This window comes from Stutzerimonas stutzeri (assembly GCF_009789555.1).
In the GTDB taxonomy this organism is placed as follows: domain Bacteria; phylum Pseudomonadota; class Gammaproteobacteria; order Pseudomonadales; family Pseudomonadaceae; genus Stutzerimonas; species Stutzerimonas stutzeri_R.
In genome coordinates, this window is sequence record NZ_CP046902.1 from 514,232 (window position 1) to 528,295 (window position 14,064).

Below are 14,064 nucleotides of genomic sequence, written 5' to 3' on the forward strand. Positions count from 1 at the left end.
CGGCCTTACCGCAGCAATCAGCTGAAGGCGTCGATGATCAGCCGCCGTTGCCGCTCATCCGGCAAACGGCCCTGCCCCGCCATGAGGTTGTCGGCCATGTAACGCGGATTGGAGGTCGCCGGGATCACGGCGGTAACTGCCGGCGCGGCGAGGATGAACTTGAGCAGCAGCTGCGCCCAGGAACTGGCATCGATTTCGGCCGCCCAGTCGGGCAGTGGCATGCCCCTGACCCGCGAAAGGAGGTTGCCACGGGTAAAGGGTCGATTGATCAGCGTGGCGATGCCCTTGTCGGCGCAATAGGGCAACAGCCCCTTCTCGGCATTGCGCTCGCCGACCGAATAGTTGAACTGGACGAAGTCGACAGGCTCCTTCTCGAGCACATCGAGCAAGCGCTCATGCGCCGACTCCAGGTAGTGAGTGATACCGATGTAACGAATGCGACCCGCCTCCTTCAGCTCGCGCAGCACACCGAGCTGTGTGTGGGTGTCCTGCAGGTTGTGCACTTGCACCAGATCGATGCTGTCGGTCTGCAGCGCCTGGAACCCCGCCTCGATCTGCGCCAGACCGCGCTCGCGTCCCGTGGAGGACACCTTGGTCGCCAGGAACACCCGCTCACGGGCGTTCTGTTGCCGCACCAGCTCGCCCACCACGCGATCGGCATTGCCATAGCTCGGGGCGGTGTCGATCACCCGCGCACCGCCTTCTGCGAATACCCGCAGCACATCGAGCAGTGCGCTCATCTCGGCATCATCGAGGCCGACATCATGGGTGCGCGAGGTGCCCAGCCCGATCACCGGCAGCTTCTCACCCGAAACGGGTATCGGCCGCATGTGCAACGATTGCGAAGCCCGCGTGACCGTTGGCATCAATGGCCCAAGGGCGGCGATCGCCGTCAGCACGGCGGTACGGTGAAGAAGCTGGCGGCGCGTCTGCATGAGCGGATTCTCCAATTCGTGGCGACGACGACGCTTGAGTATGGTCGACCTGCGCCGATGCATCGGCGCGTGCCCCGTCCAGAGCTTTTCCGTTTGTTTCAAAAGGCTGCCAGACGGGCGTCGATGGCGACCCGGACGGTTTTACGCGGCGCAGACGCCGCAATGCTGGCAAATAGCCTGCATTTCAGGTCTACTTTACGGGCGCAACGGCTACTACATTGCGCCCGCCCGCAGGTGGCGGTGCAGGTTCGCAACAGATCGAGACACAATGCCCAGCCATCCGCCCAAACCCAACCAACCGTTATCGGCGCCGCAGCCCGAACCCCGGGACCGAGCTGCCCGACCACTCGAGACCCAGCGGCGGCGCCGCCAGAAACTGGTCAGCCTGGCCTACACGCTTGGTCTTTTGTTGGTATTCATCGTCAGCCTGCTTTTATTGCCCGCCGACACCGGCCTCGGCAAGGTGCTGCGCGGCGCGCCGGGGGCGGGACCGATCGTTTCCCAATAGGTGCCCCGGCAGTGCCTGCCAGGGCCACTCGCTTCAGACGCGAAACCGACCGACCAGTGTCGCAAGCCGTTGCGATAGCCCGGAGAGCTGCTGGCTGGCACGCATCCCCTGGGCGGAGTTGGCGGCGGCATCGTTGGACACATCACGGATATCGGTGATGTTCCGCGCGACCTCTTCGGTCACGCTGCTCTGCTCCTCGCAGGCCGCCGCGATCTGCGCGGCCATGTCGTTGATGCGCTGCACCGCGAGCGTTGTGTCAGCCAGTACCTGGTCGACGCCGCTCGCGCGCTCGACACTGTCGCGGGCGATGCCGCTTCCCACCTGCATCGCCTGGACAGCCTTGCCCACGCCGTCCTGAAGGCGCGCGATGCGAACCTGAATGTCTCGGGTCGATTCCTGGGTCCGCGCAGCCAACGCCCTCACCTCGTCGGCCACCACCGCAAAACCTCGCCCTTGCTCACCGGCACGCGCGGCCTCGATGGCGGCGTTGAGTGCCAGTAGATTGGTCTGCTCGGCAATGCCGCGAATCACATCCAGGACCGCCCCGATGCTGGACGCCTCCTGCGCCAACGCCTCGATCGTGCGGGCGGCACCTTCCACTTCCCCGGCAAGCTGGCGAATCGACTGAATGGTGTCGCTGACCACCGCGGCGGCCTTGCGCGACTGAATCTCGGCCTGGCCCGCGGCATCGGAGGCGTTCTGTGCATTGAGCGCAACCTCATGCACGGCGGCGCTCATTTCGGTGGCGGCGGTGCTGACCTGGTCGACGGCTGCATGCTCACTGCTGATCAGCCGGTCATTGCTCGCGGCCATGTCCGCCATGCCCCGCGCCGCGCCCTCGATGTCGGCGGTGACCCGTCCAACGTCGGCGATCAGTGGCTGCAGCTTGTCTAGAAAACCGTTGAAGGCATCGCCGAGCTGGCCCAGCTCATCGGCCGAACGCACCTCCAGCCTGTCCCGCAGATCACCGTCGCCTTCGGCAATCTGGTGCATGCGCTCAAGCAACCGTCGCAACGGCCGCAACACCACCAGCGGTAGCCCGAGCACGAGCAGCACGCAGCCGAGCAGGCCGGCGCTCAGAACCATCGCCTGTTGCCTGGCCGTTGCCGCCCCCTCGGCAATCGCCGCCTCGCCTTCCCTGGCGGCGGCCTGGTCTTCAAGCTCGCCCAGTTTATCGATGGCATCGCGCATGGCATCGAAGCGCGCTTCGCTGTCACCGAAGCTCAGCGCGCTGGCCGCCAGCGGGTCAAGGTCGACCTGATCGATGACACGCCGCGAGACGTCCGCCCATTGCCGGAATCCACGGTTGAATTGCTCGACCAGCGCGAGCGCCTCGCTGCTCGGCTGTTTGGCGGCGTATGCCTGGACGCGCTCATAGGCCTGCCGGAGATTTTCGGCATGGCTGTCGTGCAGTTCCTGCCGGTATTCGCCAGCATCGCTGTCGAGCATGCTGCGCTCGGCAATGAACGCCTGGTACAGGTCTCGGTCGGCATTGAGCAGCAAGCTGATGGCAGGCAAGTGCCGCGTCGCCAACCGCTGGCTGGACTCTGCGACGTGCTCGATACCGCGCATGCCGAAGACGCCCATCAGCATCAGCAGCAGGGCCAGAACACCTATCGGCAGGGTGATTTTCCAGCGGAAACCGAGATCGGCGAGAACGCGGGGCATGGCGGCGCTCCTTTGAGGGGGTGTCTGGCTATCGGCCATTTCCCCAACCGCAAGAGGCCGCTGGTCGACTGTTCCATGCGCTCGGCAAGCGCACCTTCGGCCCGGAACACCGGCACGCTGATGCCGCAGAGAAACGTGTCAGCACCGCGGAGCCGCCAGCACAGGCAGCAAGGCAAGCGCGACGGCGAGACATTTCAATCAATGACGCTCATTGGAATCGACAATTATCGTTAGCAGGCTTACTACTTCTACGATGACCGGGTTCCTGAATACAACCATAAGCGAAGCCGGATCGGGTGATGCGGCTTGTGAACAGGACAGACATACGAACCAGAAACAGGATGCTTGCCATGCGCTTTACCCTAGCGACCTCTGCCCTTTTGCTCTCCTTCGCCTCGCTCGTTCATGCCAATAGCGGCGAACCGGAAACCTACACGTACGGCACCAAGGTCGATATCGCCTCGGTCCTGTCGATCAAAGTCGAGCCGACCCCTTATTGCGAAGTCACCGACGCGGTCATGACGTACCGCGACTCCGCGGGCGAGGTGCGCAAGCTGTCGTATCGGACCCTGGCCGACACCTGCAAGAACCAGAACTGAAAGGCGGTATCCCCCGCTCGGCGAATTGCGGCCAGAGGCCGCAACCCAGGGGTCGAACAGTCAGGAACGAGCAGGTTGGCGTGACTGATCCCTGGCCCAGCCGGCCTACCCCAACGGTGCAAGCCGACCGACCGTCAAAACGAGGTGCCCTCTCGGGTGCCCCGTTTTGACCTGGTCAGAAGCGATCGCGGATGATCACCTCGTCGAACGGCAGCTTGCCGACACGAGGTTTCGGCTCGACGGTGCGCTTGCCCACCGCGACCATCATGGCAATGACATGGTTGTCCGGCAGGTTGATCAGTTTGCCCACCGCCTCGAAATCGAAGCCGTCCATCGGGCAGGAGTCCAGGCCCTTGCCCCGTGCGGCGAGCATCAGCGTCTGCGCCATCAGGCCGCAGCTGCGCATGGCTTCGTCACGCTGCACCTGGGGTTTGTCGCGGTAGTAGGTATCGATCGCGCCGGCCATGTAATCCTGCACGTCCGGCGGCGTGCCCTCCCAGACCCGACGCACATTCTTCTCCCAGCTATCGACCTGCGCGCAGACCACCACCAGCATCGAGGCATCGGTCATCTGCGCCTGGTTCCAGCCCACCTCGCGAATCTGCGCGCGCAGCGCCGGATCGCTGACTTCAACGAAACGAACGTGCTGAAGATTGAACGCCGACGGCGCCAGCAATGCCAGTTGCAGCAGCTCGTTCTTTTCTTCCTGGCTCAGCTGGAAGTTCGGGTCGTAGGCTTTGACGGCGCGGCGTGTCTGGATGGCTTCTTCGATATGCATGAACGGCTCCACGGGCTGGAAAGGGGATGGCCATGCTAAGCGCAGTGGATTGATCGAATCCATGCGTCTTTCTCGATGGGATTCATCATCTACGTCGATCCCTAGCGCAGGCAAACCCCGATGCGCGCCCACGAAAAAGCCGCCCGAAGGCGGCTTTTTTCATGCAGCGGGGCTTAGAGCTGCGGGCCGGCGGCCTTGATGGCGTCGGAGACATCGAACTTCTTGAAGTTTTCGATGAACTTGTTCGCCAGTTCCTTGGCCGCCTCGTCGTAGGCATGCTGGTCGGCCCAGGTGTTGCGCGGGTTGAGCAGCTGAGTGTCGACGCCTTCGACGGCCTTTGGCACGTCCAGGTTGATGATCGGCAGGTGCTCGGTTTCGGCACCCACCAGCGCACCGCTCTGAATCGCCGCGATCACCGCACGCGTGGTCGGAATGTTGAAACGCTTGCCGACGCCGTAACCGCCACCGGTCCAGCCGGTATTGACCAGATAGACCTTGGAGCCGAACGCCTGGATGCGTTTGATCAGCAGCTCGGCATAAACACCAGCCGGACGTGGGAAGAACGGCGCGCCGAAGCAGGTGGAGAAGGTCGACTTGATGCCGCTACCCGAACCCATCTCGGTGGAGCCGACCAGCGCGGTGTAGCCGGACAGGAAATGGTAGGCCGCCTGCTCGTTGTTCAGGATCGACACAGGCGGCAGTACGCCGGTCAGGTCGCAGGTCAGGAAGATCACCGCGTTCGGCTCGCCGCCGAGGTTCTTCTCGGAACGCTTCTCGACGTGCTCCAGCGGATAGGCGGCGCGGCTGTTCTGGGTCAGGCTGTCATCGGCGTAATCGGCGATGCGCTCCTCGTTCAGTACGACGTTCTCGAGCACCGCACCGAACTGGATGGCCTTCCAGATGACCGGCTCGTTCTTCTCGGACAGATCGATGCACTTGGCGTAGCAGCCGCCCTCGATGTTGAACACCACGCCGGTGCCCCAACCGTGCTCGTCGTCGCCGATCAGGTAGCGCGACTCATCCGCCGAGAGGGTGGTCTTGCCGGTGCCGGAGAGGCCGAAGAACAAGGTGACGTCGCCGTCTTCGCCGATGTTCGCAGCGCAGTGCATCGGCAACACGTCGGCTTCGGGCAGCAGGTAGTTCTGCACCGAGAACATCGCCTTCTTCATTTCGCCGGCGTAGCGCATGCCCGCGATCAGGACTTTCTTCTGAGCGAAATTGATGATCACGCAGCCGTCGGAATGGGTGCCGTCGCGCTCAGGGGAACACTCGAAATTGGCGACGTTCAGCACCTGCCATTCGTCTTTGCCGGCCGGGTTGTACTGCGCCGGGTTGATGAACAGCTGGCGGCCGAAGAGGTTCTGCCAGGCCGTCGCGGTGGACATCTTCACCGGCAGGTAGTGACCTTCCGAAGAGCCTACGTGGACATGGGAAACGAAGTGGTCCTGGGCCTTGTTGAAGGACTCGACACGATCCCACAGGGCATCGAATTTGTCGGCCGGGAACGGTCGGTTGATCGGTCCCCAGGCGATGGAACCCTGTGTGCCGGGCTCTTCGACGATAAAACGATCGGCAGGCGAGCGACCGGTCCGGTGGCCGGTTTTCACGACGAGCGCGCCGTTGGCGGCCAATTCACCCTCACCGCGCTTGATGGCTTCTTCGATCAGTTGGGCGATGCTGATATCGGTGTACACGGCGTTATTGGCTTGCGTCATGAGTTCCCCGTCGGCCCTGGGCCGATTCCTCCATGCTGTTGTAGCCCGCCCGAAGGGGGACTACATCGAAAAAAGTGCGCGCGATTATGACAGAAAAGGCGCTGCGCTGGGTATGAGCCCGTGATGGCGAAAAGGTTCCTGGCAGCCAAAGCCTTTAGTGTCGGGTGCCGGAAGGCCCTTCGATGCCCGCGCCGGCAAACAGCTGGGCGACATCGGCAGCATCGAAACGATAGCTGTGATTACAGAACTGGCAATCGATCGTGATCGCGCCGCCCTGCTCCTCGAGCAGCTGTTGGGCGTCATGCTGGCCGAGGCTCACCACGGCGTTGGCCGAGCGTTCGCGCGAGCAGCTGCAGCGGAACGTGATCGGGCGCGGCTCGAATAACCGGACCTGCTCTTCATGATAAAGACGGTGCAATACGGTCTGGGTGTCCAGGGCCAGCAATTCCTCTGTCGACAAGGTGTCGGCCAGCGTGCGCAGATGCTGCCAGCTGGCCTCTCTAGCCTCGCCATCGCGAATGCGATCGGCCGGCAACTGCTGCAGCAACATGCCGCAGGCACGACGCCCGTCGGCGGCCAGCCAGAAACGTGTCGGCAATTGCTCGGACGAGGCGAAATAGCTCGACAGGCTGTCCGCCAGGTCGACGCCGTCCAACGCGACGATTCCCTGATAGCGCTGGCCGTTGGCGGGGTCGATGGTCATCGCCAGCACCCCGTCGGGCATCAGCTCGGCCAGCGTGGCCCCCGGGGCCAGTTGTTCGGCGTGATAGCGGGCAATGCCGCGCAGTTCCCGGTCGCTCGAACACTCCACCATCAGCAGAGGCACCGCACCGGCCGATCGCGCCTGAAGCACCATCAGGCCATCGAATTTCAGCGTGCCGACCAACAGGGCGGCGGCGGCGAGCAGCTCGCCCAGCAGTTGCGCCACCGGCTCGGGATACGGGTGTTTGGCCAGCACCTCGGCATAGCTTCGCTCGAGCCCGACCCACTCACCACGCACATCGGTGTCATCGAAAAGGAAACGCTGGGTGTAATCGGAATCGAGCATGGGCATGACCAGAGCAGGTTGAAGGCCGGAGCCAGTGGCTGGGGCGCCGAGCGTGATCGGCTCGGTCAACGCCCACGGCGCCTGAAAGAAGGGACCGCATTCTAGGTCGAAAGTCGCGACTCTCCAACCGCTGCCGCTCAACCGGCGTCGGAGCGAAACCGCTGCAAGGCACGCCGCTGCTTCTTGCTCGGCTTGCCGTCGGTTTCGACACCCAGGGTCCCGGCCTTGCGCATCGCGGCGGCATGCTCGCGGCGGGCCAGGCTTTGCGCGGTTTCCTCATACAGCAGTTGTGCTTCTGGCGCGCCTCGGCGTACCGAAGACAGCGCCCGGATGACCACGGTGCGCTCGTCGAATCCGGCTCGAATCACCAGCTCCTCACCGATTCTGGGTTCCTTGCCCGGCTTGCAACGTTCGCCACGGCAATGCACCTTGCCGGCCTCGATGGCGGCCTTTGCCAGGGCGCGCGTCTTGAAGAAACGCGCGGCCCATAACCATTTGTCCAACCGGACCTTGCCATCGTCTTTTTCGCTCATCGCTCAACTCGGTCAGCCGTCGTGTTGTCATAGAGTCGTACAGGTAGATGCGGTTGTCATGCACCCCGTCTAGAATGCGCGGAAATCTACTGGATACCTGTTTTTGAACGAACCCGACCCTCAGATAATCATCGGTTTGCGCGAATGGATCGCCCTGCCCGAACTTGGCGTGGTCGGGCTGCGCGCGAAAATCGATACCGGCGCCAGCACCTCTGCCTTGCATGCCACCGATATCAGCGAATTCGAACGCGGCGGCAAACGCTGGGTCCGATTCACCGCACACCTTGGCACGCTGGTGCAGCGACGCCACCGCTGCGAAGCGCCGCTCGTCACCCGCAAGATCATCAAAAGCTCCAACGGCCAGGTTCAGACCCGCTATGTGGTGCGCACACTGCTGGCGCTGGGCACGCATCTGTGGCCGGTGGAATTTACCCTTACCTGTCGAAAGACCATGCGCTATCGCCTGCTGTTGGGATCAAAAGCCCTGATGGACGGCAAATGGCTGGTCGACCCTGCTCGCACCTACGTGCAGGAAAAACCCCAGACCCTTACCTCTCCCGGTGCCCAATGAAAATCGCCGTGCTGTCGCGCAACCCACGCTTGTATTCGACCCGCCGCCTGGTAGAAGCCGGCCAGCAACGTGGCCATGAAGTGGTGGTGATCGACACCCTGCGCGCCTACATGAACATCGCCAGCCACAAGCCGCAGATCCACTATCGTGGTCGTCCGCTCGAAGGGTTCGATGCGGTGATCCCGCGGATCGGCGCCTCTGTCACCTTCTACGGCTGCGCGGTGCTGCGCCAGTTCGAGATGCAGGGCGTGTTCCCGCTCAACGAGTCGGTGGCCATCGCTCGCTCGCGGGACAAGCTGCGCTCGCTGCAGTTGCTCGCGCGGCGCGGCATCGGCCTGCCGGTGACCGGATTCGCGCACTCACCCGACGATATCGCCGACCTGATCCGAATGGTCAACGGCGCGCCGCTGGTGATCAAGGTGCTCGAAGGCACCCAGGGCATCGGCGTGGTCATGTGCGAAACCGCCACCGCCGCCGAATCGGTCATCGAAGCATTCATGGGCCTGAAACAGGACATCATGGTGCAGGAATACATCAAAGAGGCCGGTGGCGCCGATATCCGCTGTTTCGTCGTGGGCGACAAGGTGATCGCCGCGATGAAACGCCAAGCCAAGCCCGGAGAGTTCCGCTCCAACCTGCACCGTGGGGGCACCGCCAGCCTGATCAAGATCACCCCGGAAGAACGCATGACCGCCATTCGCGCGGCCAAGGTGATGGGCCTGAGCGTGGCAGGCGTCGATATCCTGCGCTCCAATCACGGCCCGCTGGTGATGGAAGTGAACTCCTCGCCGGGCCTGGCAGGGATCGAAGAAACCACCGGCAAGGATGTCGCCGGACTGATCATCCAGTACCTGGAAAAGAACGCCGGCCCGCACCTGACCAGAACCAAGGGAAAGGGCTAGGCAAGCGCCGGACGCCGGAACAACCGCCGGACCGGCCGGCTGCTGGCGCGCCTATTCCTTCCTCGCATCCCGAGGCAGCAGCAGGCCCAGCGGCAGGCTCACGCGCGCCTCCAGCCCACCGCCTTCGCGGTTGCGCAACTCGACCACGCCGCCGTGCTGCGAGGCGATGCGCTTGACGATCGCCAACCCCAGCCCGGCGCCCTGCCCACCGCGCGCGCGGTCGCCGCGGATGAACGGATTGAAGATTTCCCCCAGTTCGCCCGGATCGATGCCGACCCCACGGTCAAGCACGCTGAGCACCACATAGGGCGCGCTGCTGTCGCCGGAGACATGCGCGGCGACTTCGACGCCGTGGCCGCCGTAGCGCAGGGCGTTCTCGATGAGGTTGACCAGCAGTCGCTTGATCGACACCCGACGCAGCGCCAGCGGCGGCATCGGCTCGACGCACAACCGTACGTTTTCGCTGTACTGGTTGTAGGGCGCCACCACTTCGCGCACCAGTTCACCGAGGTCGACGCTTTCGACCGGCTCGTCGCTGCCGTCGCGGACGAAGGCGAGAAACTGGTCGAGAATGGCGTTCATGTCCTCGATATCGCGCACCATGTCTTCGGTGAGCTCGGAGTCGCTGGTCATCAGCTCCAGCGACAGGCGCAGGCGGGTCAGTGGCGTGCGCAGGTCGTGGGAGACCCCGGCGAGCATCAATTCGCGCTCGCGGCCAGCCTGCTCGACATCTTCGGCCATCTGGTTGAAGGCGCGATAGACCTCTGTCATCTCGCTCGGCGTATCGCTGATGGGAAGCCGCACACGTCGGCCCTTGCCGATCTGCCGGGCCGCATAGACCAGGCGCTTGAGCGGCAGGTTGAGCTGGCTGACGAAAATCCACGCCGCCGCGGTGGACAGCAGGCCGATGCCGAGGAACCAGCCGAGCACGCTCCAGATCCGTTGTCCGCGCAGCGGATACGCGTAAAGCGGCACCTGCAGCCAGTCTGGCCCGAGGCTTGGGGCCCGTACCCAGATCGCCGTCTGCGGCTGAATACGCACCCGCACTTCGGTTTCGATACCCAGTTCGGTCTGCATCTGGCGCTGGAAGATTTCCGTGTAGGGCCAGTGGTATTCGCTGGGCGGCACGTCGGCGGCGCTGACCCGCTGCAGGCCGGCCGCCTCCGCAATGCGCTCGCGGTTCTGCTCGTCGGCCGCCCAGTAGGCGCGCAGTGTCAAGGCCGCTCCGTGGCTGTACTGGCGGTCGACCATGACGTCCTCGTTCATCATCAGGTACACCAGCATCAGTACCTTGGAGAAGAGCACGACGATCAGCACCATCCAGAGGGTGCGTGCGAAGAAGCTTTGCGGGAACCAGAGCGGGGTTTTCATCGGAACGGCAGAGTCAAGCTACGCGCCTCGCGCTACAGGGTGAACGCAGGGGTGCGTTGGCACCACCGCGCTTGCGGCACATCGCCCAGGGTCTGCCAGTCACTTGTTGCCGTCCGGCACGAACACGTAGCCCACGCCCCAGACGGTCTGGATATAACGCGGTTTGGATGGGTCCGGCTCGATCAACCGACGCAGACGGGAAATCTGCACGTCGATGGAGCGCTCCAGGGCATCCCACTCGCGACCGCGGGCCAGATTCATCAGCTTGTCGCGGGTCAGCGGCTCACGTGCGTGCTGGACCAGCGCCTTGAGCACGGCAAATTCACCGGTCGTGAGCATGTGTACCTGGTCGCCCTTCTTCAGCTCGCGAGTGCCGAGAAACAACTCGTAGTCACCGAAGGTCACCGTCTGGTCCTCACTGCCTGGCGCCCCCGGCACGACAGGCGCCTGGCGGCGCAGCACCGCACGAATCCGCGCCAGCAGCTCGCGCGGATTGAAAGGTTTGGCGAGGTAGTCGTCTGCGCCCTGCTCCAGTCCCTGAATCCGGCTGGCCTCGTCGCCCTTGGCGGTGAGCATGATGATCGGGATCTGGTTGCCACTCGCACGCAGCCGGCCGCAGGCGGAAAGGCCGTCCTCACCGGGCATCATCAGGTCCAGCACGACCAGGTGGAACAGCTCGCGGCTGAGCAGGCGGTCCATCTGCTCGGCGCTCTCCACGGTGCGTACGCGATAGCCCTGCTCGTCGAGAAAGCGCTCGAGCAGGCGCCGCAGACGCGCGTCGTCATCGACTATCAGAATCTTTTCGCCTTCGCTGGCGGACGCAGTGCTGCTCATGGGAACCCCCGAAAAATTCATCGGCGCATTATGCGCGCAGTGAGACAAACGCAACTGGCAGCCATTGTTAGCAGATTTTGCGGAACAGGCGGCCAGGAACCGGACTTTGAACAGCGCATCGGCCCCTGTCTTGCGGCGATCGATCGATACCGATAGAACGCGCAACAGGTGGCTCTGTCAGGTTTTTCGTCCAGCTTCGAGCTTCACGCTTGCCGCTGCCTTTATAATCCCGCCCTTTCGCGCAGGCTCGGCCTGCATGGTTTGACTGACCCAGGTAGGTTCATGGACAGCATCAATTCCCGCATCGCCGCAGAACTGGGCGTGCGCCCGCAACAGGTTGCCGCCACCGTGGCGCTGCTCGACGAAGGGTCCACCGTGCCCTTCATCGCCCGTTACCGCAAGGAAGTCACCGGCAGCCTGGATGACACCCAGCTGCGTACGCTCGAAGAGCGCCTGCGCTACCTTCGCGAGCTGGACGACCGTCGCGTCTCGATCCTGGCCAGCATCGAGGAACAAGGCAAGCTCACGCCCGAACTGAAGCGCGAGATCGACCTCGCCGACACCAAGACCCGGCTCGAAGACCTCTACCTGCCCTATAAGCAGAAGCGCCGCACCAAGGGCCAGATTGCCCTGGAAGCCGGGCTCGGCGAGCTGGCCGACGCGATATTCGCTGATCCCGAGCTGAATCCGGATACCGAGGCCGCGCGCTTCGTCGATGCCGAAAAGGGCTTCGCCGACATCAAGGCCGTCCTCGAAGGTGCCAAGTACATCCTCATGGAGCGCTTCGCCGAAGATGCCAACCTGCTGGCCAAGCTGCGCGACTTTTTGACCCACAACGCCACCCTGAGCGCGCGTCTGATAGCGGGAAAGGAAAACGAAGGCGCCAAGTTCAGCGACTATTTTGAGCACGACGAACCGCTCAAGAGTGTGCCGTCGCATCGCGCCCTGGCGATTTTCCGTGGCCGCAACGAGGGTGTGCTCAGCGTCAGCCTGAAAGTCGGCGACGAAGCCCCGGGCACCCTGCACCCGGGCGAGGTGATGATCGGCGAGCGCTTCGGCATCGCCAACCGTGGCCGTGCGGCGGACAAGTGGCTCAGTGAAGTGGTGCGCTGGACCTGGAAGGTCAAGCTCTACACTCATCTGGAAACCGATCTGCTCGGCGAGCTTCGGGAAAAGGCCGAGGACGATGCCATCGGCGTGTTCGCCCGCAACATGCATGACCTGCTGCTGGCTGCGCCGGCTGGCCCGCGCGCCACCCTCGGCCTCGACCCGGGCCTGCGTACCGGCTGCAAGGTGGCGGTGGTCGATGCCACCGGCAAACTGCTCGATACCGCGACCGTCTATCCACACGCCCCGCGCAACGACTGGGACGGCACGTTGGCGGTGCTGGCCCGGCTCTGCGCCAAACACAGCGTCGATCTGATCGCCATCGGCAATGGCACCGCCAGCCGCGAAACCGACAAACTCGCGGCCGACCTGATCAAGCAGGTGCCGGGCCTCAAGCTGACCAAGGTGATGGTGTCCGAAGCCGGCGCCTCGGTGTACTCGGCGTCGGAACTGGCCGCCAAGGAGTTCCCGGATCTGGACGTGTCGATCAGAGGCGCGGTCTCCATCGCCCGCCGCTTGCAGGACCCGCTCGCCGAGCTGGTGAAGATCGAACCCAAGGCCATCGGCGTCGGCCAGTATCAGCACGACGTGTCACAACTCAAGCTGGCACGCTCGCTGGATGCGGTGGTCGAAGATTGCGTGAACGCCGTCGGTGTCGACGTCAACACCGCCTCGGTAGCCTTGTTGGCGCGCATCTCCGGCTTGAATACCACGCTTGCGCAGAACATCGTCGCCTATCGTGACGCCAATGGCGCCTTCGCCGCGCGCAGCGAGCTGAAGAAGGTGCCACGCCTGGGGGAAAAAACCTTCGAGCAGGCCGCCGGCTTCCTGCGCGTGATGAATGGCAGCAATCCCTTGGACGCCTCGGCCGTGCATCCGGAAACCTACCCACTGGTCAAGCGCATCGCGTCCGATACCGGTCGCGATATCCGCTCGCTGATCGGTGATTCGGCGTTTCTCAAGCGCCTGGACCCGAAGCAGTTCACCGATGAACACTTCGGCCTGGTCACCGTCAGCGACATCCTTCAGGAACTGGAAAAACCCGGTCGCGACCCGCGCCCGGAATTCAAGACCGCCGAGTTCCAGGACGGCGTCGAGAAACTCAGCGACCTCACGCCCGGCATGGTGCTCGAAGGCGTGGTGACCAACGTGACCAACTTTGGTGCATTCGTCGATATCGGTGTCCACCAGGATGGGCTGGTGCACATCTCCGCCCTGTCGGAGAAGTTCGTCAAGGACCCCTACGAGGTGGTCAAGGCCGGCGACATTGTGAAAGTCAAAGTCATGGAGGTCGACATCCCGCGCCAGCGCGTCGGGTTGTCCATGCGCATGAGCGACACCCCAGGCGAGAAGGCCGACACGATGCGGGGCGGCAACAACCGGGGCGGCCAGGCGCGCGGCGAGCGCAAGCCCGCCAAGCCAGAAACCAGGCCGGCACCGGCCAACAACGCCATGGCGGCACTGTTCGCCAATGCCAAGAGCCTGAGGAAATAAA

General features: G+C 63.7%; 13 protein-coding genes. 5 read left to right on the forward strand and 8 right to left on the reverse strand.

The genetic code is table 11. The features are described from left to right. Positions 1-17: 17 nt before the first annotated feature. Positions 18-935 (reverse strand): aldo/keto reductase, encoded by a 918-nt coding sequence (locus tag GQA94_RS02320; protein WP_158186554.1) that lies wholly within the window; start codon positions 933-935, stop codon positions 18-20. Positions 936-1,203: 268 nt separating this feature from the next. Between GQA94_RS02320 and GQA94_RS02325 the strand changes: the two genes are divergently transcribed. Beyond that, positions 1,204-1,443, forward strand: coding sequence for a hypothetical protein (locus GQA94_RS02325; protein ID WP_158186555.1), 240 nt, complete (start codon positions 1,204-1,206; stop codon positions 1,441-1,443). A 33-nt stretch (positions 1,444-1,476) separates the two neighbouring features. On the opposite strand, the gene GQA94_RS02330 is transcribed toward GQA94_RS02325, so the two are convergent. Next, the gene (locus GQA94_RS02330; RefSeq protein ID WP_158186556.1) at positions 1,477-3,111 is read right to left on the reverse strand and encodes a methyl-accepting chemotaxis protein; all 1,635 of its coding nucleotides are present in this window, start codon (positions 3,109-3,111) and stop codon (positions 1,477-1,479) included. A 350-nt stretch (positions 3,112-3,461) separates the two neighbouring features. Between GQA94_RS02330 and GQA94_RS02335 the strand changes: the two genes are divergently transcribed. Then, a complete protein-coding gene (locus GQA94_RS02335) occupies positions 3,462-3,710 on the forward strand; it encodes a DUF2790 domain-containing protein (RefSeq protein WP_158186557.1) in 249 nt (82 codons plus the stop codon). Positions 3,711-3,885: 175 nt separating this feature from the next. Here GQA94_RS02335 and GQA94_RS02340 read toward each other — a convergent pair whose 3' ends face one another. The 4 genes from GQA94_RS02340 to GQA94_RS02355 form a co-directional block, all read right to left on the reverse strand. Further along, the gene (locus GQA94_RS02340) at positions 3,886-4,488 is read right to left on the reverse strand and encodes a nitroreductase family protein (RefSeq protein ID WP_158186558.1); all 603 of its coding nucleotides are present in this window, start codon (positions 4,486-4,488) and stop codon (positions 3,886-3,888) included. Between the two features lie 173 nt (positions 4,489-4,661). Then, entirely contained in the window at positions 4,662-6,203 is a 1,542-nt protein-coding gene (locus GQA94_RS02345; RefSeq protein ID WP_158186559.1) for a phosphoenolpyruvate carboxykinase, read from the reverse strand. A 154-nt stretch (positions 6,204-6,357) separates the two neighbouring features. Further along, positions 6,358-7,251 carry an Hsp33 family molecular chaperone HslO gene (hslO, locus tag GQA94_RS02350; RefSeq protein ID WP_158186560.1) on the reverse strand — a complete coding sequence of 298 codons (894 nt, stop codon included), beginning with the start codon at positions 7,249-7,251 and terminating at the stop codon, positions 6,358-6,360. Between the two features lie 137 nt (positions 7,252-7,388). Then, complete coding sequence (locus GQA94_RS02355) at positions 7,389-7,784, reverse strand: RNA-binding S4 domain-containing protein (RefSeq protein WP_158186561.1); 396 nt, start codon at positions 7,782-7,784, stop codon at positions 7,389-7,391. A 103-nt stretch (positions 7,785-7,887) separates the two neighbouring features. Here GQA94_RS02355 and GQA94_RS02360 point away from each other — a divergent pair, with 103 nt between their 5' ends. Then, complete coding sequence (locus GQA94_RS02360) at positions 7,888-8,355, forward strand: ATP-dependent zinc protease (protein WP_158186562.1); 468 nt, start codon at positions 7,888-7,890, stop codon at positions 8,353-8,355. Next, positions 8,352-9,257, forward strand: coding sequence for a 30S ribosomal protein S6--L-glutamate ligase (gene rimK / locus GQA94_RS02365; protein ID WP_025243607.1), 906 nt, complete (start codon positions 8,352-8,354; stop codon positions 9,255-9,257). The genes GQA94_RS02360 and rimK overlap by 4 nt, the downstream gene beginning before the upstream one ends. 51 nt (positions 9,258-9,308) lie before the next feature. Here rimK and GQA94_RS02370 read toward each other — a convergent pair whose 3' ends face one another. Together GQA94_RS02370 and ompR are read right to left on the reverse strand one after the other, a co-directional pair. After that, on the reverse strand, positions 9,309-10,628 hold the full coding sequence (locus GQA94_RS02370) for an ATP-binding protein (RefSeq protein ID WP_158186563.1): 1,320 nt from the start codon (positions 10,626-10,628) through the stop codon (positions 9,309-9,311). 99 nt (positions 10,629-10,727) lie between these two features. Then, a complete protein-coding gene (ompR, locus tag GQA94_RS02375) occupies positions 10,728-11,462 on the reverse strand; it encodes a two-component system response regulator OmpR (RefSeq protein ID WP_158186564.1) in 735 nt (244 codons plus the stop codon). 282 nt (positions 11,463-11,744) lie between these two features. Here ompR and GQA94_RS02380 point away from each other — a divergent pair, with 282 nt between their 5' ends. Beyond that, positions 11,745-14,063 carry a Tex family protein gene (locus GQA94_RS02380; RefSeq protein ID WP_158186565.1) on the forward strand — a complete coding sequence of 773 codons (2,319 nt, stop codon included), beginning with the start codon at positions 11,745-11,747 and terminating at the stop codon, positions 14,061-14,063. Position 14,064: the final 1 nt, after the last annotated feature.

Bases quoted from the DNA above. Each gene is read 5' to 3' on its own strand.
- GQA94_RS02335 (WP_158186557.1), top strand. From the start codon at position 3,462: ATGCGCTTTACCCTAGCGACCTCTGCCCTTTTGCTCTCCTTCGCCTCG.
- GQA94_RS02340 (WP_158186558.1), bottom strand. From the start codon at position 4,488: ATGCATATCGAAGAAGCCATCCAGACACGCCGCGCCGTCAAAGCCTAC.
- GQA94_RS02370 (WP_158186563.1), bottom strand. From the start codon at position 10,628: ATGAAAACCCCGCTCTGGTTCCCGCAAAGCTTCTTCGCACGCACCCTC.
- GQA94_RS02355 (WP_158186561.1), bottom strand. From the start codon at position 7,784: ATGAGCGAAAAAGACGATGGCAAGGTCCGGTTGGACAAATGGTTATGG.
- hslO (WP_158186560.1), bottom strand. From the start codon at position 7,251: ATGCTCGATTCCGATTACACCCAGCGTTTCCTTTTCGATGACACCGAT.
- GQA94_RS02380 (WP_158186565.1), top strand. From the start codon at position 11,745: ATGGACAGCATCAATTCCCGCATCGCCGCAGAACTGGGCGTGCGCCCG.
- GQA94_RS02330 (WP_158186556.1), bottom strand. From the start codon at position 3,111: ATGCCCCGCGTTCTCGCCGATCTCGGTTTCCGCTGGAAAATCACCCTG.
- GQA94_RS02325 (WP_158186555.1), top strand. From the start codon at position 1,204: ATGCCCAGCCATCCGCCCAAACCCAACCAACCGTTATCGGCGCCGCAG.
- ompR (WP_158186564.1), bottom strand. From the start codon at position 11,462: ATGAGCAGCACTGCGTCCGCCAGCGAAGGCGAAAAGATTCTGATAGTC.
- rimK (WP_025243607.1), top strand. From the start codon at position 8,352: ATGAAAATCGCCGTGCTGTCGCGCAACCCACGCTTGTATTCGACCCGC.
- GQA94_RS02320 (WP_158186554.1), bottom strand. From the start codon at position 935: ATGCAGACGCGCCGCCAGCTTCTTCACCGTACCGCCGTGCTGACGGCG.
- GQA94_RS02345 (WP_158186559.1), bottom strand. From the start codon at position 6,203: ATGACGCAAGCCAATAACGCCGTGTACACCGATATCAGCATCGCCCAA.